Genomic DNA, 26,291 nt, shown 5'->3' with positions numbered 1-26,291 from the left:
CCCTCTTTAAGAAACTGGCGCGGAATTTCAAGGCTATGCTATTTATTGCCAGCACTTTCATCTGAATTAAAGTGAAATGAGGGTACACCATAGATAAAGTTTTAATTTTTTGAAAGTTTTGTTTTTTTAGAGATAAAATTTTTTCTTCGACGTTTCAAACTTCCTGCTGAGAAAAAATAATGAACGCTTTGTCTCCAATCGATAACCAATTCATAGATGGTTTGAAATTTTGTGCATTCGCATATGATCTTTTTGAAAAGATAGCGTCCGATGTAGACGGAGTTTCAAGGATACGAATGCGTAATTCGATCGTAGAAAAGAAGTTAATCGAGGAATTACTACCTATTTGTAAGTATATTCAAGCTAAATACCGTACTGGTCGATATATTTCGGTCTGTTGGAAATCAGGCAATCAAAACCATGATGCGGAGATCATTCAATCGGGCGCATATATTGACCAAGGTTACTACCATCAACAGGCTTTTCTAGAAATCACAAGTGCGGTTCATCCGAAAGACTATCTGAGTCGGGAGTTATTGAATAAACAAGGATTTGCATTCAGTGCAGATGGACTTAAGCGACAAAAAGACGGATCTATAAAATCAGAGCCCATAGTTCACACGAATTATGTGTATATCGAGAGATTTTCTGAAATTCTGTTGGCGCGGATAAAAGATAAAGCGAGCAAACGCTATCCTGACCATACAACATTAATTGTTTGCTGCTGTTTAGACATGCTTTGTACTTCTGAAGAGTGGGAATATTTACGCAGATGCATCGAGAAAAGCCAGCAAAGTCATCAGTTTGAAGAAATATATATATATGAAACTACACATGAATTTAGCTTCAGCTTATGGGGCTCATCAAGTTCAAATAATTTTGAATATCGTACAGAAACAATAGCGAACAATAATGAATACCCTCAGCCGTGATCAGGTACTCGCCATGAGCGCACAGGCGCATGCGTGGACAGAACAGGAATACCGCCGGCATCCCGCAGTACGCGGCGATGCAGAATGGATGGAAAAGCAGCGCCTGCTGTTGGCAGATATGGCGCTGCATTTGTTGCAGACAGCGTTACGAAAGCAGGCGCTGGATACGCAGGAACTGAAGAAAAATCTGTATTCAATACTGACGATTGCCGACGGCTTTTTACCGGATCACGCACTGAAAGCCTTTGCTGATCAGCTGTATCTGCCACCGGCAACCACCACAGCCTCAGAGGATATGCCGCAGCAAAGGCAGGCGACGTAAGCTTGCAGCTATACTGAAACTGATAGCAACGCTGGCACTGCTAGCCAGCGCAAACATTGCCAGCGGATACAGTTGCAATGGCTGTACGCACAACCCGACCGCCACCACGACCGGCGGATGAACGATAAACGCACCGAAGCATTGCGGTGCTATTACCTGCCACAATGCGGACGGCGCAGTGGCGATGCGGGTGCGCCACAGCAGCATCAGCATGATGCCGGTGCCGACGAAGGCTTCCCAGTACGCGTAAAACAAAGCAGGTAGCGTCCAGCCACCATGGACATCAAATTTCTCGCCGCGCAAAGCGCCACTGAGAATGGCATACACCATCAGTGTCGGGATCGTCAGTATGCTGACGACCAGCCATGGCTTTGCCAGTGCCGGTGTGATTTTTTCCAGCAGGCGCTGTTCGGCAGCGGCAGCACCGCCAAAAAACAGCAGAATATACGACGAGAAAAAACCAATTTGCAGATAGGCTATTTCCTGTCCGGTCGGTACCCACAAGCGCAGCAAAAACGCCCCGCATCCCCAGACCGCCATCATCGCCAGCAGATTGCGGTGCGACAAACTGCGTTCGCTCCAGGTTTTGCCGATACCGGTAATCAGCGGATGGATCAGCAAATACACCGCTGAAAAAATCAGTAAAGCACCGGCAAACCACAAAGGCCCTGGATTGATTTCGCCCTCCTGTGTCAGTTGCGCCCAGCGCTGCCAGATTCCGCTGCCGCCGCGGGTATCTGCCAGTGCGATGGTGAATGGCCCGAGGATGAAACTGAAAAACAGCAGCGGGATACCGAGCCGCACTAAGCGGTCCCGTACAAATCCGCCCATGCCTTTACGTAGCAGCGACGCGGGTGTGAAATAGCCTGCCAGCAGGAAAAACATGCCCATGAAAAAAGACTGATCGACGGCACACATCATCGTCAGCAATACCTTGCTCAGCTTGTCTTCATGCGGAAAACGCAGATACCAGCCACCATCGCCGCCATACATGATCGAAGTGTGATGCAGGATCACCAGCATGGTCAGCATCACGCGGATGCGGTCGATGAAATCGCTGCGGATTGGTGCTGTCCGGGACAAGGCAGTCTCCTGTGTAAGGTGCGGTTACTGTGGGGGAATGGCGGAAGAAACATCATCCCGCCGGGACGTCAGCAAACAGAAGCGCAATGGGGCAGGTAGGGCAGCGGCCTGAATGTCTTGCAAATATTAGATGAAATATGAATAACTGCAAGCCTTGTGTTGTGTGCGGAAAACGCAGACTCTTCATATGCACACCTGCACTTAGTCCGCCAGTGACATGCGCTGCTCCGGATCGCGCCCCGTTTACCAGCCAGAGAATCCGGACGCAGCCTGAGTTGGCCGGATAACACGCGGTATCCGTGCTGTCTCGTCATTCAGGAGCAAACCGTTCACAACGCTTTGCATGCGCACAGCTTAATTGGTGAAAGTGCTTAAGCGCTTTCTTACCCGGACAGAGTTCTTCCGGAGACATTCCGTGGCCCTCTTGTGCGCAATCGTTTTCCTCACCGAATCTGCCACGCAACTGTTTCAGGCGTATGAAAAAACCTAGATGTGACAGTCTAGGTTTAATCGTTGATCGCCCCTGCTGAAGCACAGTTCAATAGCGCCTCTGTCTTACCTTCGTGTTTCAGGCAGGGCGCGGAAACTTTGTTTCTGTTTTCGCTGCACGCTGTACTTACCTTGCCGCTGTGATTGTTGTAATTGTTTTCGATTCATAAAAAGGAAAAAGCAATGAAATCAGTCTTCAAAGCGACAGTGCTGAGTCTCGCTCTGTGCGCCAGTTTGCCAGCCATGGCATTTCAGCAGGAAACCCATCGCCGTATCGCGATGGATGCTGTCACCTTCATGAAAAATAATCCGGATAAAACCAATTTCGCCAAACTGCAGGCTGGTTTAGCGAAAGCAGGGATTACGGTCGATCAGTTCGCCACTGCAATGGGGCAGGGTGCTTACGATGTCGATGATTTTGCCGACACCTATCTGTGCGGTGCGACGACCGGCAGCTGTGTGCTGGCACCGGTCTGGGGCGCGGCGCAAAGCATCGTCAAATACACGTCTTACTGGCATTTCCAGAACCATACTTCGGGTCCGGACGTACACGGCAACCCGTTTGGCGGTTACAACTACGCCAAACTGACCGTGGCCGGTGATGTGGATAAACTGGCCGCCACATGGCTGGTCGGTGACTATCTGGATGACGGCCCCGGCGGCATGAAAGGCTGGTTCGGTGACAGCAGTAAGTACAACAGCTATGGCGTGACCGAAGCCCATTACCGTCTGGGTGGTTATTCCACACCGCAAATGTATGCTGACTTTGAAACCGCACCGTTTCAGCCGATTGATAATCTGGCGCAATACTGGTTCCAGCAATTCCTGACCGCGCCAAGTCTGCAAAGTCTGGGTTTCGTCATGCACTCCACCGACTTGCTGCAACCGCATCACACCTGGACTACGTCGGCTAACAACCATTCCGGCTGGGAACAATGGGTGAACGACTATTACTACAGCCAGAAACTGAATGATCCGGCACTGGTTAAAGCAGCGCTGAACGATTTCACACCGGTACCTGCCGGTTCGAATGATATTCGTCCTCTGCTGACGCAGGGCGGCACTTACTCGTACAAAAACGGTGGCATCGTGTTGTCATCCACAGACCAGAATGACCGCGTCCGCGTCGGAAAAATGGTCGTGCCGCACGCCATTGCGATGCTGGTACATGTACTGAACCGAGCTGCTGATCGTCTGGCGAGCTGATATGTTCCGCCTGCGTAATCGTATATTTACGCAGACTAAACAGTTAACAAACTGCCTGCTGCTGGCAGGCAGTTTGTTATGTTTAGGTTTGCCGGACAGCAGCGCTGCGCTACCGCAGCAAACAGCGCTTACCCGCAGTCAGGGACAGCCGCTGTCTCCGTTAACACTGGAAGTGATGACACGCCTGCGTCAGCAGCAGGATAAACAAATCACAGAAACTGCAGTGCTGGAAGAATTACTGACGCAAAAGCATCTGCTGGCAAAAAACGCTGCGCGTTTTGATCAGTATGATGTGTACGCCGGTGCACGCCGCGTCGGTTTTGATCCGTCTGTTGCCAGCGACGATCAGCTGGCTGCGGCCTTACGCAGCGTGTATCAGACGCAGATCGAAGCCAGCCTGAAAGCCTTACCCGGTGGCAGTCTGCAGGGGAAGGTCAGCGCGGAAGCCAGCCTCACCGCAAACGACTGGCAGCAATTGCTTGGCTCCGCCGGTCAGGTGATTGCGGAATACCGCTTCAATGACAAGCAACTGGCGCAGGCAAAACAATGGGTACTGCTGCGCAGCCCGCTGGCACCGGATGGTGTAATCACACTGGCAGATGTATACGCCCGTCAGAATGTGCAGGGCAGAGTGGCGATCTTCAACCGTGATAATCATTTTGTCCGTCAGCAGGCATGGCTGATGCTGGGGCAATTGTATGTGCGCCAGTGGGCCGAACAACAATTCGGGCAAGCGGCTGTGAATGATTTGCGTGAAGCACTGCGCACACAAAACAAAGTGCAGGCAGTGATGGCCTTACACGGTATCGGTGCTGATATCGACAGCGAAAGTCCGGTGCTGAATCAGCTCGCAAAGCAAGTCAGTCAGCGCGAGATTCAGGCTTACTATCGCGAGCACAAAGCGGAGTTTCGCCGTATCGCGTGGATTACGGCACGCCATCTCCGCGTTCCGGATCAGGCGACTGCTGACAAAGTGCTGCAGGCAGCCCGCAGCGGACAGGATTTCGCAACGCTGGCACGCCGCTACTCGATTGCGCCGGATGCGGTTAGTGGGGGCGATCTCGGAAAAATTCTGCACGAAGGCAAACTCAGCTGGCTGCAGGAACTGGCGATGATGCAGGAACCCGGCGTCGTGTCCCCGCCTTTCCGTGCGGCAGTCGCGGCAAATGAACATGCGTATTATGAAATTCTGTTAGTCAGCCAGCGTGAGTATGGTTATCAGCCGGAAAACTCTGAAACCGTGCGCTATCAGGCCAGCCGTGCCATTGCACAGCAAAAAGCCGTGCAGCAAATGCAGCGCATGCAGCAGGAGGCAAGACTGGCAGCGCAACACGACATCCGCCGCAACGGAGATAAGTCATGATGCGCAAATGGATGAAGGCCGGTGCACTGGCGGTGCTGGCAATGCTGACGCTGCGCTGGCTGACAGCGGATGGCGACAGCGAAACCATACAGAATACTCAGCAATCACCGGCCAGCAAAACCGCAGCTGCCGGAACAAAGGCAACGGAAGAGCCGCTGCAGACGGCCAGCTGGCCGCCACCGTTTCCGGAACTCAGACGTGTGCCTATGCCGGACTACGGCCCGCAGCAAGCGGCAGCGCAAAGTCTGGCCGCTACCCGCAACGGCGATCCCCGCAGCCCGCCGCTGCAGCGCGATACGGTTTCCGCAGTTCAGCCGAGCGTTGCTGAACTGGCAGACCCGCAAGCTTATCAGCGTTACGAAGCGAACCAGCATCAGCAATTGCTGGCGTCCTTTGCCAGCGCTGCACAGCAGGAAGTACCGCGTCTGCAAGCCGACATCGAACGCGGCCGTCAGATGGGTATTGATCCTGCTTCCATCGCAAAAATGGAAGACAAAGCCAGACGCCTCGCCGCGCTGGAGCAGGAACTCCGCCAGCAGCATCCGGAATGGCAAAGCAAAGCACGCTGAGCCTTGCAGGAATGGGTTTGATTGTGCAGAAGTCCGCATCCGGCATTTCCGGAGAGCCGGACTTTCTGCCGACGACCGCCGGATCGCTGTGCTGAACACCGCATTTTGGGTAGTTTTGGCGGTTTTCGGGTGGTTTTCAGCCGGTGCCGCAGTTACGCAAACGTATCCTGCTGCGCATGCTTGCTGATCGCCATCACAGCAGGGTCCTGCAGCCTGCGTTCGGTGGTCAGAACATAGATTTCTTCGGTCAGATCCGGGATGTCAAATACCGCTTTAACGCCGTACTGGCTGATCACATCCTGTTTGACGGCAGTGGGTGCAAAGAAGAAACCGGTACCGGCGCGGCCAAAGGCTTTCATCAATGCGCCGTCATCGAATTCACCGATGATCACAGCTTGCAATTGCTGATCCGACATCCAGCGCAGGATTTTGCTGTGGACAGCGGCATCTTCGCCGGGAATCAGAAACGGTGCACCCTTCAGACAGGCCGGATCCTTGCCCGGATATTGTTTTGCCAGCCCCGCTTCGGCAAAGACAGTGAGTCCCGATTTGCCCAGCAGATGACTGAAGGCGCGCACGCTGATCTGATTGCTGACACTGCTTAACGGACGGTCTGCAATCACCGCATCGAGTTTGTGCAAAGCCAGATCGGCCAGCAGCAATTCCAGCCTGCCTTCGCGGCAGTGCAGGCTGACCGGATCACTGATTTGCAGCGCCGGTTCCAGTAACTTATACGCCACCACCTTGGGCACAGAGTCCGCAATCCCGACCCGGAACGGACGCCGCCGCGCCTGCATCTGATTGCGCAATACATCGAGCAACTGATCGCCGGTGGTAAAAATATCGTCGGCATACACCATGATGCGTTGCCCGGCTTCGGTCAGACTCAGATTGCGTCCCGACTTTTTAAACAATTCCACGCCCAGCTGCTGTTCAAATTCTTTGATCTGGCCACTGACGGCATGCGGAGTCAGATGCAATTGCTCTGCGGCTTTGGCAATGCTGCCGGTCTTCGCCACCATCCAGTAATAGCGCAAATGCTTGTAATTTAACGACGCCATGGCATGCCTTTCCGGTGCGGTTGATACTGGAGAGACACTATTTTAACTGTTTGCCGTGCGGTGCCGGCGGCGGGTTTGCAATTGCGTTAAGTGCCAGTAACGGCTGCCGCGCCAGACTATCTGCATCACCATATAACTCAGCAAGGCCAGACTGACCGACAACACCAGCATACCCGTCACCCACGGCATGCCTAAATCCATGATCCACTGCCACCACGCCTGCGCACCGCTGAGCGGCGACTGCCAGTCGGTTTGCGGCAGCGCCGGAATCTGATGCCACTCCGCACCGGAAGCATGGCCACCCGACAGCCACTGGCCGATACCGTAAGCAGCCATGTAAATCGGTACGATGGTGAAAGGATTGGTCAGAAATGTGCCGACCACCGCCATTGGTAAATTCAGCCGGAACAAAAATGCGCAACTGATTGCAGCAATCATTTGCAGCGGTCCCGGTATCATGCCGCACAACACACCCACGGCCAGCCCGCGTGCGATCGCTTCGCGTTCTATCAGCCACAAGCCGGGGCGGTCAAAGCGCTGACTGAAACGACGACTGACCGGAATCCGTTCTATGGTTTGCCGGTCTGGAAGGATGCGGCGTAAAAGTTTTTTCGGCATACGCAATATGCCTGCGACGCGGCATGGTGCCCCCGTTGTTTGCGGGGGCTGTCATGCAGCGTCACAGGGCTACTAATAATGAATTTCGAGAATAGAGTGGTGGCGCTTAGCCGGCGCTGCAGTGGTGAACGCCGGCGCTGCAACAGGTTGGCTTTCGCTCATCCTTGCATCACCCAGCGTTACCAGATCCAGCATCCAGCGTTCAAGCGCCCTTGAAATCAGTACGGCTTCGCCATCGCTGACGCGCTGATCGGCATCCACAATTGCGACCATCCACGCCAGCAATAATTTACGCAATTGCGGGTCTTCAATTTCTTCCAGCAGACTGTCAATCTGATCCAGCGTGATTTCAATCTGGCCGTAACGCGCACCGCAAACCAGAATATCCTCACACAAGATATGCACGATGCCTTCAAATTCATCTTCACTTAATCCCAGCTTGCGGACAATTTCATAGCCCGCCACCAGTTCCAGTTCTGATTTATCCAGACCACCGTCTACCAGCATCGCCAGCGCAACGATTCTTGCCATTGCCTGCGGGCTGTCTTTTTCATAGCGTCGCATCATATCCTCGCTCAGTTATTCGTTTCGGTTGCAGTGTCGCTGTCTGCCTGTGGCGCAGGCCAGTGTTTATGCTGCACATGATGATGTTCGCGTTTGCGGCCTATGCGCTTCGCCAGCAAATGTTCTGCACGGCCTATCGCACGGTCAATCGCAACGTACATATCTGTTTCGGTATCGTGCACCAGAATTTGCTGACGACCCGCCAGAGGAATCTGAATCAGGCAATGCTTGTCTTCCCCGCCGCGCGGCCCGTTCACATCCGAGAGCCGGACTTTCACGGTACGCACTTCGTCCAGCGCCCGGTCGGTGGCAAATTTTAAGCGGCGGAAAGTATGCTCACGCAAACCCTCGGTCAGTTCAAAGCCGCGTGCGTGGATATCGATTTGCATTGCTGATCTCCTGAAAAAATGTCGTACAGAAGTGCGCGACATCCTTAGTGTAGGGATCGTCCAATGCTCTTTCAAATCGATTAATCAGACCGAATTGCTCGAAAATTTCGAGTAATTGAGCAGCTTGAAACTGAGCGGGCCGGCGTCGGAATTTGCGTTGTGCGGAGGCAGCAGCGGGGGTGCGGAAATTGTTTTTTCCGACAATCCGGATTTACCGGAAAACGATGTGAAGAGAAAACACGGGAGCAATAACGGTATCAATAACGGTATCAATAACGGGAGCACTAATGCTGCCCCCGCTGCGAATGCGTCAGGAAATTGCCTGGTCTGTAATGCCTTGCAGACTGGTGGTATCGCGATCCTGCGCAGCCGCCACCTGATTCCGCCCCTTACGTTTGGCTTCATACAGTGCGTCGTCGGCGTTTCTGAGCAGGTCGTTGCTGCTGTCGGTGGCGGTGAGGCTGGCGACGCCGAAGCTGCTGGTTTTATGGCCGACGACGGGGAAGACGTGGCTTGCGATGGTGCTGCGTAATTGTTCTGCCAACGCGCAGGTTTGTTCCTGATCGCTGCCGGGGCAGATGATCAGAAACTCTTCGCCACCCCAGCGCCCGGGAATTGCGGTTGGCGGTATGGTCTGGCGCAGGACGCGCGCAAATTCCTGCAGCAACTGATCGCCGGTCAGGTGGCCATGCTGGTCATTGACCTGTTTGAAATGATCAATGTCGGTCATGATTAGTGACAACGGGCGCTGCGTTTGCCGTGCCTGACTGATGGCAGTTTGCAGGGCTTCATCCAGTCCGGCGCGGTTAAAAATCCCGGTCAGCTTATCGGTCACGGACAATCTGGCCAGTTCCTGATGTGCGAGGCTGAGTTCTCTGGTGCGCGCTTCGACTTCACGACTCAGAATTTCTGCATGCTGCACTTCAAATTCATGGGCTTTTTGTATGCGCTGATAAGCATCGTTCAGTGCATCCACCAGCACGGTTAATTCATCCGGTGATGCGGTTTCGCGGCGGCGCAGGCGGAAAGGGCGGAATAACTGACCGGGCTGAAAGCTTTGTGCGAACTGCGCCATTTGCGTCAGTGGCCTTGTAATCAGCCAGGTCATCAGCACAAAAATACTGAAAGTGGTGATCAGCGATTTGCCAATTTGCGTGCTCAGCACAATCACAAAGCGGTCTACTGTGCGGCGGTACAGCACATCCAGATTCGGCCAGATATAAATGGTGCCGACTATCGCACCGTTTCTGTGTAATTCAAACGAAAACGGTTTGCTGCCGCTGACCGTGCCGGTTTTCAGTTCTGCAGCCTGCTTTGGTCCGTACTGAATGCTGGCACCGGAAACCCACTGCGAGCGGCCGATACCGTCCAGCTGCAGTTGCATACTGGGGATATTGAAATTCCATGCGGCATCAGACAAGCCCGGTAACTGGTTCTGTTCGATGTAATGCATGCCTTGTTCCAGTTCAGACAGGTCACGCCGGTAATCAAAAAACAATTGTATGGACGTAGCGATCAGCGCGGCAACAGCGCTGATCGCGAGAATCCAGGCCAGCATACGACGCGCGAGACGATGATTCATTTGCTGTTGTCCGTGGAATATCAACTGGTTTATTTATGATGACGAAACGGGGAGTGCCGCGCATAAATCACTTCAAAGCGCTTAGCGGCTTCCGGATCCAGAAAGCCCGCTTCCGCGTCAATCCACGGCGGACGTTTTCCGGCCTTCGCCACTACTTCGTTAACACGTTGTATCACTTGCTTGCCCCACGGGCTTTTGGTGCAGCCGACATAGCCTATCGTGTATTCCGGCAAACCGGCAATCGGTACATACGCCAGTTTCAGCGGTGTTTCCAGCTGTCTGGCATACCAGTTGGCTTCGTCGGCATAGGCCACTACATAGCTGACCCAGCCGGTGGCAATCTGGCGGAATGCCGCCTGTCCGTCATCGCTGGTAACGATCACATTTTTTTGTCCGGCGGCCGCTTCAAACGCAGTTAACACCGGCGGCGGATAACCGCGTTTTTCCTGACGTACCGTGGTCAGGCCAGGGTCCCGCACCAGCTTGCTCATATCAACTTCGCCTTTGGCATTGCGATACGGCGCGAGTTTCGGCAGCAGTGCGACCGGCAATACGACATGGTGCGTGAGTACAAATTCCACCGGGCCGCTGAAATCCACGTAGGTTTCGCGTTCCGGCGTTTTGATCAGACTGGGTTCGCACACCAGTTCACCCTGACGCATCAGCCCGAATACCCGCGACATACTGGATGGCTCAATGACGTGTTTGATATCCGGCGTGTGTGCAATGAAATACCGTAAAAAGACCTCAGCATAACCCATGCCTTTTTGCGGACCGCTGGAAATAATGGTTGGCGGAAAATCCGGCATTTGCCATCTGATTGTCATTTCCTCTGCCTGTACCGTGCCGCAGGCAGCCAGCAGCAGCCATGCGGGCAGCACACGCAAAAGACGCGGACGCCGCGCTTTGCGCGCAGGTGCGGATGCGGTGGCGCAGATTGCCGGAAAGGGGTGATTGTTCTCGTGCTTTGCCATCGCGAAAATCCGGATGATATTTGTAAAATTTATATTAAACAGCATGATCGCAGCGCCCGCAGAGGCTGGTTCTGATATGGCGCATATCGGGCGCGGATGATTATAACAGTGCTAATCTTTGCTCTGTGGCATTGTCACACGGCAATAAGACAGAAAGAACAGAAATATCCGGCATTTCTTTAAGAAAATTAATAATTCTTTCATTTTTACGGCATTTGTCATGTCATTGCCATGGCAATTCGTTATCATTTCTGTTTGCTATTTATGCAGAATTGGCAACAAACTTCCCGTTTTTTTGAACAGAAAGCGCTCTATGTGGAAACCAGTGCTGGCAGCCTTACCTGCCATGATGTACGCCTCCTTTTCATTTGCTGCCGGTCCGGTATCCTGCGACCGGGTATTAAAGCAATTGTCAGCGCAGCTGACCGATGCGACATGCGTGGAAAGCCCGGATCTGACAACCCGGAATCCCGATACCACGCCGCGGAACAATGCGATCACATCCTTGCCGCCAATGGCCTTTATGCCGCAGGACGACAGAGCAATTCTGATGCCGAATAAACGCGAGCGCACCCCGATTCTGAAAACCGTCCCCGGTTTGCAGATACAGGCACGCTTCGCCGGCGATCCCTTGCAGCAGGGACGTTTCCTGCTGCGTTTGCCGAAAGACTGGAACGGGCGGCTGGTGATTGCCGGTGCATCCGGCGCACGCAGTGAATTTAACGGCGACTTCGCGTGGAGCGATTATGTGGTGCAGAAAGGTTATGCCTACGCTTCGCAAAACAAAGGTGTACTGAGTGCGCAAGCCAGCAGCGCAGATGATCCGCTGGCTTGCCGCACTGGCCCGGATGCGCAGAGCTACGTGCGTTTCTACGATAATGAAGCAGGGCAGGAATTCACACGCTGGCGCGACTTCATGGTGCTGGCGGCGCAAGTGGCGCGTCAGGGCGTGCAGGCACATTACGGCAAAGCGCCGCGCTATACCTATGCGGTCGGTACATCGAACGGCGGTTATCAGGTACGGCGTGCGGTGGAATCTGCACCGGAACAATTTGATGGCGGCGTGGAATGGGCGGGTACCTATGTCGGCGAGCAGGGCCCGAATCTGCTGACCGCATTACCACCGGCGATACGGAATTTTCCGGCGTACCGTGAATCCGGTTACGCGGCTGACAGCCTTGCTGCGCGTAACTTGCTGGCAGCGGGTTATCCGCCGGATCTGGTGATCGACAAGGATGGCAGGAAAACCTCTTTCCTCGAATATCACTCACAACACTTCTGGGAACCGACGCAATGCCAGTGGCAAAAGCGTCTCGATCCGGACTACAACACCTACGGCGCAGGCCCCGGCAATTACAACTATCTGGCGCGTTTATCGGCTTCTGATGTTGGTAAAAACGTCGCGGCGATTGCAACCACCGGCCATATCCGCCGTCCGCTGATCACCGTGGCGGGCACGATGGATGGCTTATTGCCGATTGATTTGCACGCACGCGCCTATGCGCGTCAGGTGGTGGCGCAGGCAGGCCGTAAGGCACCCGCTTACCGCTTGTATGAAATCCAGAACGGCAACCATGTCGAAAGCCTCGCCGATGATTTCCCGCAGCTGGAACTGATGTGGCCGCACGCCCAGCACGCTTTCGATCTGTTAGTCGCTGCCGTGGAACAACAGAAAACCCTGCCACCCGCACAGTGCGTGCCGCGCGGCGGACGCATCGCAGAAAAACCCGCCCAGACCGGCCACTGCGCGCAACTGTTGCAACCGTAACAGTCGTTCCCGTTGTGCAGAAGTCTGCATCCGCCAATTCCGGACAGCCAGACTTTCTGCCGACGACCGCCGGATTGCTGTGCCAGAATCCGCATTTGGGGTGAAAAGTGGTGTTTGAGGTGTGACGAAGCAGCTGGCCTAAAAAAAATGAACCAGTTCAGACATTCCAACTTTTCATTCCATCGCCCATACAGCCCGACTCGTCGTTATAGAATACACACCAAAATAATCTGTCATTTCAGCCGAAGTATCAGCATCAAATTGAACTGACTCCAATCTTCCTTAAAAATACTAATCCCAAGCGAAGCTGCCGGGCAGCCAGAACCGTGCCTCTGCACTTAACGGTCCAACGCCCCGAAATCCACCCTCTACCTCTAACGCCACTTCAAGACATCTATTCTGAGGATTACTTAATTCCAGTAACAAGAGCGCGAGCCGGATATTTGCCGCTGGTCTTCCAGCCAACACTAAAATATCTCTATCCTGCCAATCTTTTATATTGCGATATATATCAAGTTCATTGCAACGATTGAATACCGGGAAATCCGACGCAAGTAAACCTGGCTCCAGCCACGGATGTTTATGAAGCGAATCAAGTTGAAATTCAATTGAGTCCTCGCTTGAAGGTTTTATATCCTCAATTTCAGACCAATACGAACTATCAATAATGCGTATCTTTTTGATTTCAGAACGTTCGTTGGAGAGATGAACTACTCTATCCAATCTGATTGGATTTAAAACTGCCAGCAATAAAAACAATCCTAACTCTCGATATTCATGTGTATGTCCGAAAAATTCGAACACTTCGGCGCAATATCCAAAACTATATTGATGCTGAGAATTTGAAATATGCAAGCCACTCAAAATAACCTCGGCCGGGAGTTGTTTTATTTCTCCAATCGCTATCTGAACACGTTGGTTACTAAATTTAAAGACTCCAGTAGACATCTGTTGCCTGTACCAATGTGACAAATTAATAATTTTTTCCATATTAATTCAAGGGAGAAAAAGCTTAATCATCTCTGTCTTAAAAAAGAGAGCAGTTCTAAGATATCAACATTTCATTTCATCGCACTCATGGACCGACTAACCGTCATACTTTTGCGATTTACTTTAATCAAAACTCAAGGCCATATGGCGTAATACACTGCGCCGTGCCAGTCTGAACCTTGCGCATAAGCGCTTCGCCTGAGCGTGTGCCTGGGTGGGCAGGGGGTGTGGCTGACTGGTCGTGCGTGCGTCAGGCAACAGGATTTCGCTCAGGTTTAAGCTGAAAAATTGAAAAAATTAATGTTTGCTCTTGCGGCGTTGTTCGTAGAACTGCTGCATTTTCTTTTCTAATTCTGAATGATCAAGCTGCCATAGTCCCAGCGGGCCGTGGACCAGATTGAACTGATGGATGGAGTTTTCTTCAAACTGGTTCCAGTATTCTTTTCGGTTTTTGTAATCAATATTGGGCGGGCCATCGCTGACGGGTGTCAGAAAACCATCATCGCCCAGCCGGTAGGCGTACGATTGCGGACCTTCGGCTGACAGTAACTGATCCACGCGCTTGATTGCCGGAATGTAGGCGAAGCCGAGCGTAATGGCGATTAGCCAGGACAAGGTCAGCGATTCCATGGGCGGTACTTTGGATTTGCTGAGCCACCAGTACACCGGCAAGGCCAGCAGCATGACGATTTGCATGCCCGGCATCAGCAACCATGTATTGCTAGTCGTTCTTACCCATTCGTATTTATTCAAAAATTTTCCGTCGATCAGGGCAAAGGCCAGTAGCAGAAAAAATGTCGTAACGATGATCAGTGATGCCGGATTTTTTTCCAGTGCGAATTCTGATTTTGCGATGTCCGGCAAGAGATAATCCGGATTAATTCTGCGGCACAGATCGGCGGTGGCTTCGCGTGACTGCATGGCGTTAAAACCTTTGTCGGCGCTCAGCATCAGCGGACTGTCAGTCGATCCGATCGCTATCCAGTGCAGCTTGGAACTGGCGATGCCGCCGCTTATGCCGTGCCAGCGTAAATGCATACTGCTTTTCGGAAAAATCTGGTCGATGCGTTCACCGGATGGCCATTCTGCAATCAGACGTATGGCATCCGGTAGGTTAATTAGGATTCCCCGCGTTTCATAGGTGGTGAATTTGAGCCATTTGCGGAAAAACGGTGTTCTGGAAATGTAGATGCGATGCCAGTCACGCAATCCTTCGCGATCTAAAGCGTCAACGATCTGATTCTGCGCGCGTTTGCTGCGGCGGGCTTTTCTGAAGGCGACCCCGCTTACCGAAATCCAGATGAGTAAAAAAAAGACGAATTCCGGTGTGATCAGCGTGCTGATATTCATAAGACGACTATTTAAAAGGAGGTGATATCGTTGCGCCTTCATCAATGGAAGTGCAGCGGGCGGATTGTAGTGCCTGATTCTGGTTCTTCGTGCAGTTTTGCGCTTGCGGCCGGATGCGCTTTGCCATACCTGTATCTGTCTGCCGGATCGCTTAGTCTGATGCGGTATACCATTTCAGCCTGCGGTTCAGATCTTTTGCCTTTACTGAATGGCAATAACCGACCCTAGCACAATGATATGTTTACAGCAACAAATCAGAGATTGCCGCACTTTGCTTGTGCAGACAGGCGATCGAATGCCACACGCATTCTTTACCGGTGATGATGGGTGCTCGTCATGCTTTACCTGAGGGGCGCACGGCACTGCCGGTATCGTGACAATCCGGCTTGACGCTATCCGGTGGCAGGACTGGCGTTTTGATTGTGCAAAATTCATCACCTGCACTTTTGGGAAAGCCAGACTTTCTGCCGACGACCGCGGGATGGATGTGCAGAATACCGCATTTCAGGTAAAAAACACCTGCGGGGGCTATCCGGTGTGGCGCCATCCGTTGCAGTGCAAGCGGGTGGCTGGAAAATCACTGTTTATTCTTGCGGCGTTGTTCGTAGAACTGCTGCATTTTCTTTTCTAATTCTGAATGATCAAGCTGCCACATGCCCAGCGGGCCGTGGACCAGATTGAACTGATGGATGGAGTTTTCTTCAAACTGGTTCCAGTATTCTTTTCGGTTTTTGTAATCAATATTGGGCGGGCCATCGCTGACGGGTGTCAGTGAGCCATAGTCCCCCAGCCGGTAGGCGTACGATTGCGGGCCTTCGGCTGACAGTAACTGATCAACCCGTTTCAGTGCCGGAATGTAGGCAAGGCTGAGCGCGACGGCGATTAGCGTGGACAGGGTCAGTGATTCTCTTGCCGGTACTTTGGATTTACTGAGCCACCAGTACACCGGTAAGGCCAGCAGCATGAAAATTTGCATACCCGGCATCAGCAGCCATGAAGTGCTGCCTGTTCTTAACCATTCGTATTTATTCAGAAATTTTCCGTCGATCAGGGCAAAGGCCAGTAGCAGAAAAAATGCCGTGACGATGATCAGTGATGCCGGATTTTTTTCCAGTGCGAATTCTGATTTTGCAATGTCCGGCAAGCGAAAATCCGGATCCATTCTGCGGCACAGATCTGCGGTAGCTTCGCGTGACTGGATGGCGTTAAAGCCGGTGTCGGCGCTCAGCATCAGCGGATTGTCGGTCGATCCGATTGCCATCCAGTGCAGGTTGGCACTGGCGATGCCGCTGTTGCCGTGCCAGCGTAAATGCATACTCCTTTTCGGAAAAATCTGGTCGATGCGTTCACCGGATGGCCATTCTGCAATCAGACGTACGGCATCCGGCAAGTTAACTAAGATTCCCCGCGTTTCATAAGCAGTGAATTTGAGCCGTTTGCGGAAAAACGGTGTTCTGGAAATGTAAATACGGTGCCAGTCGCGCAATCCTTCGCGATCTAAGGCATCAACGATCTGATTCTGTGTGCGTTTGCTGCGACGGGCTTTTTTGAAGACGACCCAGAATATCGGAATCCAGCTGAGCAAAACAATGCTCTGAAGTGTGGCGAGCGTGCTGATATTCATAAGATGATTATTTAAAAAGTGGTGATATCGCTGCGTCTTCGTTATCGGAAAATCGGAAATGCAGCGGGCAATGGGGTGCTGCCTGATGTTTGCGTCCGGATGATCGTGCAGCAATAACGCAAGCGTTCAGATTGTCAGACTTTGCTGAAAAGTCATGACTGACCTTAGCACATTGATATGTTTGCAGCAATCAATCGGCGATTGGCGCATAAGCCAGCGCGGGCACCGGTTCAGATGCCACAGGCGGGCGGCACGCTGGCTTGCATTCTGTTCGGGGATTCGGCCAGCATTTTAGGGAGGCGTGCTACGAACGGGTCACAGTTCCGGCGTGTTGCCTGCCAGCGCAGGTGTGCAGAACTCCGCATGCGTCATTTACGGACAGCCAGACTTTCTGCCGACGACAGACGGGGTGCTGTGCTGAATACCGCATTTTGCACAAAATTGGTGCAATTTTGGCATGTGTAAGCATCCCGACGTCGCCAGCGCAGCTGACGGGCTAAACAGGCTTGAAACCGACTGCAATGCTGAAGCGAAAGAATCTGCCAAATCTATACTGCCCGTGCAATCTGCCGAGCCTGCCAAAGCGGTCAAAGCGACAGGCACGTTAATGACGGTAATCACGGTAAAAATGCCGAAACGGGGGCATGGCCGGAGCGCTGATACCAGTTCTGCTATACTTTTTGGAATCAGGTTTGCGCTGGTCTTGGTAATCGCAGCGCAGACGGAGAACAGCGGTGACGCAGCCTGTGGCCAGCGTCACCGCTTTCTTATTTCCTCTTTTTTCTTCAGGAGTCACCATGCTGAAATCCCGTGCTGCCGTTGCTTTTAAAGCTGGCGAACCATTGCAAATCGTTGAGATTGATGTCGCGCCGCCGCAGAAAGGCGAAGTGCTGGTGAAAATCACGCATACCGGCGTTTGCCATACCGACGCATTTACGCTGTCGGGTGAAGATCCGGAAGGTTTGTTCCCGGTGGTGCTGGGTCACGAAGGCGCAGGCATTGTGGTGGAAGTGGGTGAAGGCGTGACCAGTGTCAAGCCGGGCGACCACGTGATTCCTTTGTACACCGCAGAATGCGGCGAGTGTCTGTTCTGTAAGAGCGGCAAAACCAATTTGTGCGTTTCTGTGCGCGCAACCCAGGGCAAGGGCGTGATGCCGGATGGCACCAGCCGTTTCTCGTATCAGGGACAGCCGCTGTATCACTACATGGGTTGCTCTACTTTCAGCGAATACACCGTGGTGGCGGAAGTCTCGCTGGCAAAAATCAGTCCGGATGCGAATCCGGAGCAAGTCTGTCTGCTGGGTTGCGGCGTGACGACTGGTCTGGGCGCAGTCAAAAATACTGCCAAAGTGCAGGAAGGTGACAGCGTTGCGGTGTTCGGCCTCGGCGGTATCGGTCTGGCGGTGGTGCAGGGCGCACAAATGGCGAAAGCCGGCCGCATTATTGCGGTGGATACCAATCCGGATAAATTCGAACTGGCGCGTAAATTCGGCGCGACCGACTGCATCAATCCAAAAGATTACGATAAGCCTATTCAGCAAGTGATTGTGGAAATGACCGGCTGGGGCGTGGATCACAGCTTTGAATGTATCGGTAATGTGAATGTGATGCGTGCGGCGCTGGAATCGGCGCACCGTGGCTGGGGCCAATCCGTGATTATCGGCGTGGCCGGTGCGGGTCAGGAAATCTCCACGCGTCCGTTCCAGCTGGTGACTGGTCGTCGCTGGCTCGGTACGGCGTTCGGCGGTGTCAAAGGCCGCAGCCAGTTGCCGGGTATGGTGGAAGATGCGATGGCTGGCAAAATCCAGCTGGAACCGTTTGTCACGCACACCATGCCGATCAGCGAGATCAATGAAGCCTTCGATCTGATGCATGAAGGCAAGTCGATCCGCTCGGTGGTGCATTACTGATCGGGGCGGTTTATGCAACGTACAGAACGTCACGCCAGCTTTGGCGGCTGGCAGGAAGTCTGGCAGCACCGCTCTGAGATATTGTCCTGCGACATGAAGTTCGGCATTTATCTGCCACCGGCAGCGGTGCGCGGTGAGGCATGTCCGGTGCTGTACTGGCTGTCCGGTCTGACCTGCAACGAGCAGAACTTCATCACCAAAGCGGGTGCGCAGCAGTACGCCGCGCAGCACGGCATTATTCTGGTGGCGCCGGATACCAGTCCGCGCGGCGCCGCTGTGGCGGACGATGCGGCTTACGATCTGGGGCAGGGCGCGGGCTTTTATCTGAATGCCACGCAAGCACCGTGGGCCGCGCATTTCCGCATGGAAGATTACATCGTGCAGGAATTGCCAGCCCTGATACAGCAGCATTTTGCGGTGACGGCAGCGCGGAGCATTTGCGGGCATTCGATGGGTGGACACGGCGCGCTGACACTGGCGCTGCGCCATCCGGGGCGTTACCGCAGCGTGTCGGCATTCTCACCGATTGTGGCACCGTCGCAAGTGCCGTGGGGCGAAAAAGCCTTCAGCGCTTATCTGGGCGCAGACCGCAGCCAGTGGGCAGCGCATGATGCCTGCGCGCTGATTCAGTCCCCCCTTAGCGAACGCCTGCCTTTACTGGTGGATCAGGGCGAAGCCGATGATTTTCTGGCAAACCAGCTACAGCCGCAACGCTTGCAAGCCGCGTGCGACGCAGCCGGACACCCGCTGACCCTGCGTCTGCATCCTGGCGCTGATCACAGCTATTACTTCATCGCCAGCCTGATCGGTGAGCATATTGCGCATCATGCGCAAGCCTTGCAACGCTGAGTAATATTCGGCTGATTGCCGTCTGCAGCCTGCCCGTGCGGGCTGCAGCAGCTTCCGGCAAGTCCGCAAGATTTGTAAAACAGCTTCGTGGTAGTCTGCATGTTATCCGAACATCATGCATAAAACACCATGACCAGCCTCAGCCCCGTGCAGCAAAGTTACGAACGCCGCTTAATCCGCGTCACGCAGTATCTGCATGAACATCTGGATCAGCCGCTGGATTTGCAAAAGCTGGCGGATCTGGCCTGCATGTCACCGTATCACTGGCACCGCATTTATCAGGGCATACACGGCGAAAGCGTGATCGCCACCTTAAAGCGTTTGCGCTTACAAAAAGCGGCCGCCTTACTGCTGCGCTCAGATTTGCCGGTGAAGCAGATCGCGGTACAGGTCGGTTATCCGAATCTGCAATCGTTCACCCGCACTTTCACTCAGACTTATGGTCTGCCGCCGGCACGCTTTCGTGAAACCGGCAATGCACTGTCGTTGCCTGCCGCTGGCTGCGCCGACACCCGCTATCCGGTACGTCTGTGTGAGCTGCCAGCACAACGCCTGATACAGACAGCACATCTGGGTTCATATATGGAGATCGGCAGGGCATTTGATGTACTGAATGCCTGTGCGGGTCAGCGCGGCTGGATCGGTGCAGAGACCGAATGGATGGGGATTTATCCGGATGATCCGGCCATTACCGAAGAAGCGGCGCTGCAATCGTATGCGGCACTGAGTGTGCCTGCTGACTGGCAGGAAGTGCTGCCAGCCCCGTTCAGCATGCGCGAACTGCCCGCCGGAACTTACGCCATTCTGCGTTACCAGGGGCCGTATTCCGCAATGCAGCCTGTGTATCAGTGGTTTTGCGGAAAGTGGTTGCCAGCATCCGGCTACGAAGTTGCTGCTTATCCGCCATTTGAAAAATATCTGAATAATCCGCGCCAGACCGCACCGGCTGAATTGTTAACAGATATTTATTTGTTACTTAACCGTGTATCGAAAGATACTGACATCTGAAGGAAGACATCATGCAAGCACAATACAGAGAAGCGATCACCATACACGGCATCAGCGTCCGTACCAATAACCGCACAGAAAGCGCGCCGGGCGGTCATATTCCGGCTTTGTGGCAGCGCTATCTGACAGAGCATCTGCAGCCGGATGCGCAGATTGTTGCCGTGTATTCGGATTACGCCTCGGATGTGAACGGTGATTACACGCTGACCATAGGCAGCGCGCGGCAACAGAATGCTGAAGCGGTAGCGGAACTCGTTGCGGGTCATTATCTGGCATTTGAAGTGCAGGGTGCGATGCCGGAAGCCGTGATTCAGGGCTGGCAATCGGTGTGGGCATATTTTGCTGATCCTGCATCTGAACCACGCGCTTACCGCAGTGATGCAGAGGTGTATCACGGTCCGGATTCTGCAACGATTTATATCGGTATTCTCCCGCCTGCAGCCTGACATTCGTTTTAACAGAGAACACGCATGACGGAATGCATCCGCATGCGTGTTTTCTTTTGCATTCTGCCTGCACAAAGTTCTAACGATAATGTGTCCTGAAATCAGCGCCGCCAGCAGCGAGCAAAGTAACAGCGTGGCACAAGGTGGTATTGCGATTACGGAAATGGATGATGTGACGCAGCAAAATGCAGTGCTGGTGGAGCAGAGTGCTGCCGCCGCAGAGAACTTAAAGCGGCAGTCGCATGAGTTAGTTGCCACCGTTTCCATCTTTAAAATCTGATCCGTACTCTCTGTGGGGAAAGTGAATTAAAAAATTTCCACGGGGAAATTTTATGCGGTTTTTGTAAGATAATATCGGGGTTTTGAGCGCTTGTTCCGGTGAAAACTGGTATCTTGTGCGGCAAATTAGCTCCGGATCCATTGCTGCCATCCTGGTGATTGCCGGTTTCTGTTTTTTCTGATTCTTTTGATTGCCGTGGAAACACAATCTTTCATCCTGTTATCGCTGGCAGTGGACGTGGTACTGATCGCTGCGCTATTGCTGCCGTGGCTGCATGAGCGCAAGGAATCGCATGCCTTGTTCTGGGCCGCAGGTCAGGCCGCACTGACGGCAAATACTGCGCTGCTGTTTATCGGCAGCGATCCGCGTGCCAGAGCAGTCGAGTCTGCTTTGCTGCTGACCATCAGTGTCAGCAGTTTTTTATTGGGAACCGGAAAGTTCATTCGACAGCGCGTTATCTCGCGTCGAATCATGCTGGCGATTGCTGCCTTTGGGTTACTGCTTCAGGGTATCTATTTTGCGTTTCCGGCAATTATTCAGCATGCGACCGCATTGTTGACGGGGGCTACTTTCCTTGTCAGCGGCATTCTGATCGTCAAGTTTACGCGGCGTTATCCGGTGCTCAGTACGCTGCTGGTCATACGCGGCATCATCAATCTGCTGACAGCGAAGGGCTGGATGCCGGAGAACATGACGCTCTGGTTTATGGAATCGTTCACGATTAAGACGCTGTCAATGTTGTGCCTGATTTATGCCGTTATTGAACGCATACGCGACAGATATAAATACACGATTGACAGTTTTGGCAGTGGCCTGATTATTCTTGACGGGCATGCCAGAGTGCAGATGGTGAATGAGCGCGCTGCCAGTCTGATCGGTAAAAGCAATACCCGCACAGCACGTGATCAGCATGTATCAGAAGTGTTCGCACGACCGCACGGTGCTTCGCTGAGCGCATTCCTGCAGCGAATCACAGAGAATCAGACACCGGGCACGCTGACCGATGAAATTACCGTCACTGCGGCGGATGGCCGCAGTATTCCGCTGGAAGTGATCGTGTCGCCTTACTATGAACGTGAGGAACGCTTTTATTTACTGCAGCTGATTGATATTTCCGAGCGTAAGGAAAAAGAAGGCTTGCTGTACAAAGTGGCGCATTTTGACGACCTGACAGGTTTGCTGAACCGTCACGGTTTTCTGCGTGCCTTAAGTGCGCTGATGCAGGTAGCTTCGCAGCCGGGCGATGTCAGTGTTGTGATACTGATGGATCTGGATAAATACAAGCGTGTTTATGATTCTTACGGACATGTGTATGCCGAGCAGTTACTGAAACAGATTGCCGCGGATCTGAACCAGCATATCCCGGCACATGCGATTCTGGCCCGTTTTGGCGGTGACGAATTTGCAATTGGTATTACCGGTATTTCCGCTGCGCAGACCGCTGCACTGGCGCAAAATGTCGCAGCAGCGCTGGCGGCTTCGCTGGCAGCCGGTTTCACGGTGCAGCATCACCATCACTATCTGACAGCGAGTATCGGCATTGCGTCTGCGCCGGAATTGCAGGCAAATGTAGACGGGCTGATCCAGAATGCGTATCTGGCGATGTATGACGCCAAAAAAGCGGGTAAGGGCCAGATCCGTACATTCTCTCCGGAAATGCTGGGTTTGCCGCGAGAAGCGATACTGGACAGTGCATTGCGACATGCACTGCACACGGATGAACTGTATTTGCTGTATCAGCCGATTGTGGATGTGCAGTCCGGCGAAATTCGCAAATTTGAGGCGCTGATACGCTGGTCCAGTAAAACGCTGGGACAAGTGCCGCCGGATCAGTTTATTCCGATTGCAGAAGACAGCGACCTGATACTGGAGATCGGTGAGTGGGTGATTGCAACCGCCTGTGCGCAGTTCGCAGAATGGAACTCACGCTTCGCCATCGGGCATTGTGTGATGAGCATTAATATTTCAGCGGCGCAATTAAAGGATTCCCGCTTTGCGGCAAAACTGCAATCCGTCTTGCAGCAACACGGACTGCAGCCATCGCAGATTGAGCTGGAGCTGACAGAAAGGGTACTGATTGATGACGGTGATTACGTACGCCGTTCGCTGAATGAATTAAACCAGCTTGGTGTCCGCATTTCGCTGGATGACTTCGGTACCGGATATTCCGCCCTCAGCTATCTGACCAAGTTTCAGATTCATACACTGAAAATTGACCGTTCCTTCGTCATGCGCCTTACCGAAAACGATAAACTGCAGCAACTGGTGTCATCCATCATTATGATGGGGCAAAAACTCGGTATGTCACTGGTCGCAGAAGGTGTGGAAACGCCTTATCAGGCACGTACTTTGTCCGCGATGGGATGTGATTTCCTGCAGGGATATCTGATTTCAAAGCCAATCGCTGCGCAGGATATGCCCGCGTTTGTGCTCAGCCATACCGGACGCCAGACCTCTTAGGCAACACTGGCCGGTGTGTCAGGATCAGGTTTTCCGCGCAGCAAGGCTTGCTAATTTGCGCTAATCGGCGGTAACCGCATTTAACACAGCAGACTTGCATAGCATAGCCCTGTCGCCTAATTTGAATCATGTGTGGACTGTACAGGAGAACGGCATGAAGCAAAGTGTCTTGATGTGTGCAAAAAGGTTTTTCTCCCGCAATGTCAGTCAGTTTGCTGCGACTTTACTGCAATGCCTGTTCATGATTTCTCTTGTACAGCCATTTTCTGCCCATGCCGGTAATGAGTTGACAATTTACACCGAAGACTGGCCGCCGGTGACGTTTAAGAGTGGCGATAAACCGGATGGTATGGCGGTGGAAGTGGTACAGGAACTGCAGCGACGGGTTGGTAATCAGAACAGCATTCAGGTAGTTCCGTGGAACCGCGCCTACAAAGCGCTGCTCGATGAACCGAACGTGATGATCTTCACCGTTGGCTGGTCAGAAGAACGTGAGCATCAGATGACGTTGATCGGGCCGGTCGCCGTATCCCGCACAGTGCTGTACACCCGCAAAGGCAATGCCGCCCGCCTGCTGGCACTCAAAGACGATATCAAACACCTTTCCGTCGGCGCTTATCGTGGCAGCATTTTCGCGGATGCCGCCACCCGCAAAGGTTTTCAGACGCTGGATCTGGCGGCTACGCCTCAGGTGGTGGCAAAAATGCTGATGTCCGGACGGTTTGATTTATGGTCGGAAGGCAGCGTGGTTGTTTCATCGGTGCTGAAAGAGATCGGTTACAGCGCAAATGATGTTGAGCCTGTCATGGTGCTGGAAAGTCTGGATCTGTATCTGGCATTTTCTGCCAAAACCCCGCTTGCGCAAATACGGCAATGGGAAGATGCACTGATACAAATGAAAAAAGATGGCAGCTTCCGAAAAATTCACCAGAAATGGTTTCCTAACGAGCCAGTGCCTGCGGAAGTTAACCGCAAAGGGCTGACGGCACAGTGAATTCACAGCCCGCAACAGCGGGCGTTTGTGCAGAGATCGTCATTCGTGATTTCCGGAGAGCCGGACTTTCTGCCGACGACCGCCGCATAGCTGTGCAGAACACCGCATTTCAGTCAAAAACAGGCAAAAATCAGGTCAAAAGCAGGCCAAAATGCAAAATCCGGCGTTTGCTGATGACACTTCCCTGAGTGGCCTGCAGTAAGTACAGGCCACTCAGTCTGCATTTCAGGACTTTTCTGCCAGTGTTTGTCCGCGCGCCAGTAATTCGCTGTAGCGGCCGGCGTCAATATTGGCACCGCAGACGATCAGCCCGACTTTTTTCCCGTTCAGCCTTGCTTTCAATGGCCCGAGCAGTGCCGCGGTACTGGCTGCGGTTGCCGGTTCTGTCACCAGTTTCATGTCACGGAACAGGTAGTACATGGCGCGGCAAAGTTCATCATCACTGACCGTGACCACTTCATCCACAAAGCGCTGACATACACCAAAACTGTAAGGCAGGGCGAACGGAGCACCGAGGCTGTCTGCTACCGTGCTGACACTTTCCAGCTTTTCCGGCTGGCCGGCTTGCAGGCTGCGCGACATCGAATTAGCGCCTTCCGGTTCGATACCGTAGACAGCACAGGCCGGATTGATTTGTTTGACCGCCGCAGCAATACCAGCGCACAGCCCGCCGCCGCCAATCGGTACGAGTACCGCATCCAGCTGCGGAACTTGCTGCATCAGTTCCAGTCCGACTGTTGCTGTACCGAGCGCTGTCAGCGGTCCTTCAAACGGATGAATCATCGTACGGGACTCATCTTCTGCAATCTGCTTCGCCCACGCAAACGCCTGATGAATATCCGGTGCAAGTAATATTTCGGCTCCGGACGCTTTGCAGGCCGCAATGCGTGCCGGGCTGGATTTTTCCAGCATCACCACTTTGGCATGAGTACCGGCCACAGCAGATGCATACGCCACTGCAATCGCGTGATTTCCCGCGCTGACTGCAACCACGCCCCGGGCCTTTGCTTCCGCATCCAGCACTTCAATGCAATTCAGCGCACCGCGCAGTTTAAACGTACCGGTCTTTTGCAGCATTTCCAGCTTCAGCCAGACTTCTGTCTGCGGCAGTAATTGCTCCGCAACGATTCCGGTCTGCCATTGCCATACCGGCGTTTGCAACACCTTGCCATGCAGACGGGCGGCGGTTTCATGAATAGTTGATAACTCCGGATATGCAGACATACTGGCGGGCTCCCTGATGGTAGGTCATAAAAAACGCTGCGCATTCTGCCGCGGCAGAAGATGGCAGCGGATATGTTGCTTTTCAGGAATGTATCACAGCTGGGTTTTGAACATGCGTCGGGGTGGCGCAGCCCGCCTGTCGCTGCCGGGCTTGCGGAGGAAGTGTCAGTCCGATGGATCTGTCAATGCTTCGGCGTTGCACCGATGATCGTGGGAGCGGGCTGTATTGTGAGGAA

General features: G+C 53.2%; 25 protein-coding genes. 13 read left to right on the top strand and 12 right to left on the bottom strand.

Annotated elements, in window-relative coordinates; translation table 11 throughout:
• The first annotated feature begins 296 nt into the window (after positions 1-296).
• The gene (locus IE092_RS06920) at positions 297-932 is read left to right on the top strand and encodes a hypothetical protein (protein WP_189356293.1); all 636 of its coding nucleotides are present in this window, start codon (positions 297-299) and stop codon (positions 930-932) included.
• Positions 913-1,254, top strand: coding sequence for a hypothetical protein (locus IE092_RS06915; protein WP_189356292.1), 342 nt, complete (start codon positions 913-915; stop codon positions 1,252-1,254). Before IE092_RS06920 ends, IE092_RS06915 begins: the two co-directional genes overlap by 20 nt.
• Here IE092_RS06915 and IE092_RS06910 read toward each other — a convergent pair.
• Entirely contained in the window at positions 1,219-2,337 is a 1,119-nt protein-coding gene (locus IE092_RS06910) for an acyltransferase family protein (protein WP_189356291.1), read from the bottom strand. The two genes, IE092_RS06915 and IE092_RS06910, sit on opposite strands and share 36 nt — an antisense overlap.
• A gap of 672 nt (positions 2,338-3,009) precedes the next feature.
• On the opposite strand from IE092_RS06910, the gene IE092_RS06905 reads away from it, so the two are divergent.
• Genes IE092_RS06905 through IE092_RS06895 form a run of 3 tightly spaced genes read left to right on the top strand, consistent with a single transcriptional unit; the run spans position 3,010 to position 5,964 of the window.
• Positions 3,010-4,032: a phospholipase C/P1 nuclease family protein gene (locus IE092_RS06905; protein WP_189356290.1), complete on the top strand. Its 1,023-nt coding sequence runs from the start codon at positions 3,010-3,012 to the stop codon at positions 4,030-4,032.
• A gap of 1 nt (position 4,033) precedes the next feature.
• Positions 4,034-5,395 (top strand): peptidylprolyl isomerase, encoded by a 1,362-nt coding sequence (locus IE092_RS06900; protein WP_189356289.1) that lies wholly within the window; start codon positions 4,034-4,036, stop codon positions 5,393-5,395.
• Positions 5,392-5,964 (top strand): hypothetical protein, encoded by a 573-nt coding sequence (locus tag IE092_RS06895; RefSeq protein WP_189356288.1) that lies wholly within the window; start codon positions 5,392-5,394, stop codon positions 5,962-5,964. The genes IE092_RS06900 and IE092_RS06895 overlap by 4 nt, the downstream gene beginning before the upstream one ends.
• Before the next feature lie 152 nt (positions 5,965-6,116).
• On the opposite strand, the gene nhaR is transcribed toward IE092_RS06895, so the two are convergent.
• The 6 genes from nhaR to IE092_RS06865 all read right to left on the bottom strand — a co-directional run bounded on the left by nhaR (position 6,117) and on the right by IE092_RS06865 (position 11,152).
• The gene (nhaR, locus tag IE092_RS06890) at positions 6,117-7,025 is read right to left on the bottom strand and encodes a transcriptional activator NhaR (protein WP_189356287.1); all 909 of its coding nucleotides are present in this window, start codon (positions 7,023-7,025) and stop codon (positions 6,117-6,119) included.
• A 42-nt stretch (positions 7,026-7,067) separates the two neighbouring features.
• On the bottom strand, positions 7,068-7,643 hold the full coding sequence (locus IE092_RS06885) for a DUF2062 domain-containing protein (protein WP_189356286.1): 576 nt from the start codon (positions 7,641-7,643) through the stop codon (positions 7,068-7,070).
• 72 nt (positions 7,644-7,715) lie between these two features.
• On the bottom strand, positions 7,716-8,210 hold the full coding sequence (locus tag IE092_RS06880; RefSeq protein WP_189356285.1) for a tellurite resistance TerB family protein: 495 nt from the start codon (positions 8,208-8,210) through the stop codon (positions 7,716-7,718).
• Positions 8,211-8,218: 8 nt separating this feature from the next.
• Positions 8,219-8,596, bottom strand: coding sequence for an HPF/RaiA family ribosome-associated protein (locus tag IE092_RS06875; protein WP_189356284.1), 378 nt, complete (start codon positions 8,594-8,596; stop codon positions 8,219-8,221).
• Positions 8,597-8,906: 310 nt separating this feature from the next.
• Positions 8,907-10,178 carry a sensor domain-containing diguanylate cyclase gene (locus tag IE092_RS06870; RefSeq protein ID WP_189356283.1) on the bottom strand — a complete coding sequence of 424 codons (1,272 nt, stop codon included), beginning with the start codon at positions 10,176-10,178 and terminating at the stop codon, positions 8,907-8,909.
• A 29-nt stretch (positions 10,179-10,207) separates the two neighbouring features.
• The gene (locus IE092_RS06865) at positions 10,208-11,152 is read right to left on the bottom strand and encodes a hypothetical protein (RefSeq protein ID WP_189356282.1); all 945 of its coding nucleotides are present in this window, start codon (positions 11,150-11,152) and stop codon (positions 10,208-10,210) included.
• Positions 11,153-11,465: 313 nt separating this feature from the next.
• On the opposite strand from IE092_RS06865, the gene IE092_RS06860 reads away from it, so the two are divergent.
• Entirely contained in the window at positions 11,466-12,920 is a 1,455-nt protein-coding gene (locus IE092_RS06860) for a 3-hydroxybutyrate oligomer hydrolase family protein (RefSeq protein WP_189356281.1), read from the top strand.
• 291 nt (positions 12,921-13,211) lie between these two features.
• Here IE092_RS06860 and IE092_RS06855 read toward each other — a convergent pair whose 3' ends face one another.
• The 4 genes from IE092_RS06855 to IE092_RS06840 form a co-directional block, all read right to left on the bottom strand.
• A complete protein-coding gene (locus IE092_RS06855) occupies positions 13,212-13,910 on the bottom strand; it encodes a hypothetical protein (RefSeq protein ID WP_189356280.1) in 699 nt (232 codons plus the stop codon).
• 297 nt (positions 13,911-14,207) lie between these two features.
• Positions 14,208-15,260 carry a hypothetical protein gene (locus tag IE092_RS06850; RefSeq protein ID WP_189356279.1) on the bottom strand — a complete coding sequence of 351 codons (1,053 nt, stop codon included), beginning with the start codon at positions 15,258-15,260 and terminating at the stop codon, positions 14,208-14,210.
• Between the two features lie 577 nt (positions 15,261-15,837).
• Complete coding sequence (locus IE092_RS06845; protein WP_189356278.1) at positions 15,838-16,884, bottom strand: hypothetical protein; 1,047 nt, start codon at positions 16,882-16,884, stop codon at positions 15,838-15,840.
• A gap of 604 nt (positions 16,885-17,488) precedes the next feature.
• On the bottom strand, positions 17,489-17,683 hold the full coding sequence (locus IE092_RS06840; protein WP_189356277.1) for a hypothetical protein: 195 nt from the start codon (positions 17,681-17,683) through the stop codon (positions 17,489-17,491).
• 1 nt (position 17,684) lies between these two features.
• Here IE092_RS06840 and IE092_RS06835 point away from each other — a divergent pair, with 1 nt between their 5' ends.
• The 7 genes from IE092_RS06835 to IE092_RS06805 all read left to right on the top strand — a co-directional run bounded on the left by IE092_RS06835 (position 17,685) and on the right by IE092_RS06805 (position 24,831).
• The gene (locus tag IE092_RS06835) at positions 17,685-18,794 is read left to right on the top strand and encodes an S-(hydroxymethyl)glutathione dehydrogenase/class III alcohol dehydrogenase (protein WP_189356353.1); all 1,110 of its coding nucleotides are present in this window, start codon (positions 17,685-17,687) and stop codon (positions 18,792-18,794) included.
• 12 nt (positions 18,795-18,806) lie between these two features.
• Positions 18,807-19,643, top strand: a complete 837-nt coding sequence (gene fghA / locus IE092_RS06830) for an S-formylglutathione hydrolase (protein WP_189356276.1) — start codon at positions 18,807-18,809, stop codon at positions 19,641-19,643.
• A 129-nt stretch (positions 19,644-19,772) separates the two neighbouring features.
• Positions 19,773-20,651: an AraC family transcriptional regulator gene (locus tag IE092_RS06825; RefSeq protein ID WP_189356275.1), complete on the top strand. Its 879-nt coding sequence runs from the start codon at positions 19,773-19,775 to the stop codon at positions 20,649-20,651.
• A gap of 11 nt (positions 20,652-20,662) precedes the next feature.
• Positions 20,663-21,097: a GyrI-like domain-containing protein gene (locus IE092_RS06820; RefSeq protein ID WP_189356274.1), complete on the top strand. Its 435-nt coding sequence runs from the start codon at positions 20,663-20,665 to the stop codon at positions 21,095-21,097.
• An 88-nt stretch (positions 21,098-21,185) separates the two neighbouring features.
• On the top strand, positions 21,186-21,377 hold the full coding sequence (locus IE092_RS06815) for a hypothetical protein (RefSeq protein ID WP_189356273.1): 192 nt from the start codon (positions 21,186-21,188) through the stop codon (positions 21,375-21,377).
• Between the two features lie 195 nt (positions 21,378-21,572).
• Complete coding sequence (locus tag IE092_RS06810) at positions 21,573-23,837, top strand: putative bifunctional diguanylate cyclase/phosphodiesterase (RefSeq protein WP_189356272.1); 2,265 nt, start codon at positions 21,573-21,575, stop codon at positions 23,835-23,837.
• Positions 23,838-23,991: 154 nt separating this feature from the next.
• A complete protein-coding gene (locus tag IE092_RS06805; protein WP_189356271.1) occupies positions 23,992-24,831 on the top strand; it encodes a substrate-binding periplasmic protein in 840 nt (279 codons plus the stop codon).
• A gap of 225 nt (positions 24,832-25,056) precedes the next feature.
• Here IE092_RS06805 and IE092_RS06800 read toward each other — a convergent pair whose 3' ends face one another.
• The gene (locus IE092_RS06800; protein ID WP_189356270.1) at positions 25,057-26,055 is read right to left on the bottom strand and encodes a threonine ammonia-lyase; all 999 of its coding nucleotides are present in this window, start codon (positions 26,053-26,055) and stop codon (positions 25,057-25,059) included.
• Positions 26,056-26,291 lie beyond the last annotated feature (236 nt).

This window comes from Cognatundibacterium squillarum (assembly GCF_014652435.1).
GTDB lineage: Bacteria > Pseudomonadota > Gammaproteobacteria > Burkholderiales > Burkholderiaceae_D > Undibacterium > Undibacterium squillarum.
This window is presented reverse-complemented; position numbering and strand designations above follow the sequence as displayed.

Excerpts from the sequence above, each read along its gene's own strand:
- IE092_RS06920 (WP_189356293.1), top strand. The coding sequence starts at position 297 with ATGCGTAATTCGATCGTAGAAAAGAAGTTAATCGAGGAATTACTACCT.
- IE092_RS06915 (WP_189356292.1), top strand. The coding sequence starts at position 913 with ATGAATACCCTCAGCCGTGATCAGGTACTCGCCATGAGCGCACAGGCG.
- IE092_RS06905 (WP_189356290.1), top strand. The coding sequence starts at position 3,010 with ATGAAATCAGTCTTCAAAGCGACAGTGCTGAGTCTCGCTCTGTGCGCC.
- IE092_RS06900 (WP_189356289.1), top strand. The coding sequence starts at position 4,034 with ATGTTCCGCCTGCGTAATCGTATATTTACGCAGACTAAACAGTTAACA.
- IE092_RS06895 (WP_189356288.1), top strand. The coding sequence starts at position 5,392 with ATGATGCGCAAATGGATGAAGGCCGGTGCACTGGCGGTGCTGGCAATG.
- nhaR (WP_189356287.1), bottom strand. The coding sequence starts at position 7,025 with ATGGCGTCGTTAAATTACAAGCATTTGCGCTATTACTGGATGGTGGCG.
- IE092_RS06885 (WP_189356286.1), bottom strand. The coding sequence starts at position 7,643 with ATGCCGAAAAAACTTTTACGCCGCATCCTTCCAGACCGGCAAACCATA.
- IE092_RS06880 (WP_189356285.1), bottom strand. The coding sequence starts at position 8,210 with ATGATGCGACGCTATGAAAAAGACAGCCCGCAGGCAATGGCAAGAATC.
- IE092_RS06875 (WP_189356284.1), bottom strand. The coding sequence starts at position 8,596 with ATGCAAATCGATATCCACGCACGCGGCTTTGAACTGACCGAGGGTTTG.
- IE092_RS06870 (WP_189356283.1), bottom strand. The coding sequence starts at position 10,178 with ATGAATCATCGTCTCGCGCGTCGTATGCTGGCCTGGATTCTCGCGATC.
- IE092_RS06865 (WP_189356282.1), bottom strand. The coding sequence starts at position 11,152 with ATGGCAAAGCACGAGAACAATCACCCCTTTCCGGCAATCTGCGCCACC.
- IE092_RS06860 (WP_189356281.1), top strand. The coding sequence starts at position 11,466 with ATGTGGAAACCAGTGCTGGCAGCCTTACCTGCCATGATGTACGCCTCC.
- IE092_RS06855 (WP_189356280.1), bottom strand. The coding sequence starts at position 13,910 with ATGGAAAAAATTATTAATTTGTCACATTGGTACAGGCAACAGATGTCT.
- IE092_RS06850 (WP_189356279.1), bottom strand. The coding sequence starts at position 15,260 with ATGAATATCAGCACGCTGATCACACCGGAATTCGTCTTTTTTTTACTC.
- IE092_RS06845 (WP_189356278.1), bottom strand. The coding sequence starts at position 16,884 with ATGAATATCAGCACGCTCGCCACACTTCAGAGCATTGTTTTGCTCAGC.
- IE092_RS06840 (WP_189356277.1), bottom strand. The coding sequence starts at position 17,683 with ATGGTGACTCCTGAAGAAAAAAGAGGAAATAAGAAAGCGGTGACGCTG.
- fghA (WP_189356276.1), top strand. The coding sequence starts at position 18,807 with ATGCAACGTACAGAACGTCACGCCAGCTTTGGCGGCTGGCAGGAAGTC.
- IE092_RS06825 (WP_189356275.1), top strand. The coding sequence starts at position 19,773 with ATGACCAGCCTCAGCCCCGTGCAGCAAAGTTACGAACGCCGCTTAATC.
- IE092_RS06820 (WP_189356274.1), top strand. The coding sequence starts at position 20,663 with ATGCAAGCACAATACAGAGAAGCGATCACCATACACGGCATCAGCGTC.
- IE092_RS06815 (WP_189356273.1), top strand. The coding sequence starts at position 21,186 with ATGTGTCCTGAAATCAGCGCCGCCAGCAGCGAGCAAAGTAACAGCGTG.
- IE092_RS06805 (WP_189356271.1), top strand. The coding sequence starts at position 23,992 with ATGAAGCAAAGTGTCTTGATGTGTGCAAAAAGGTTTTTCTCCCGCAAT.
- IE092_RS06800 (WP_189356270.1), bottom strand. The coding sequence starts at position 26,055 with ATGTCTGCATATCCGGAGTTATCAACTATTCATGAAACCGCCGCCCGT.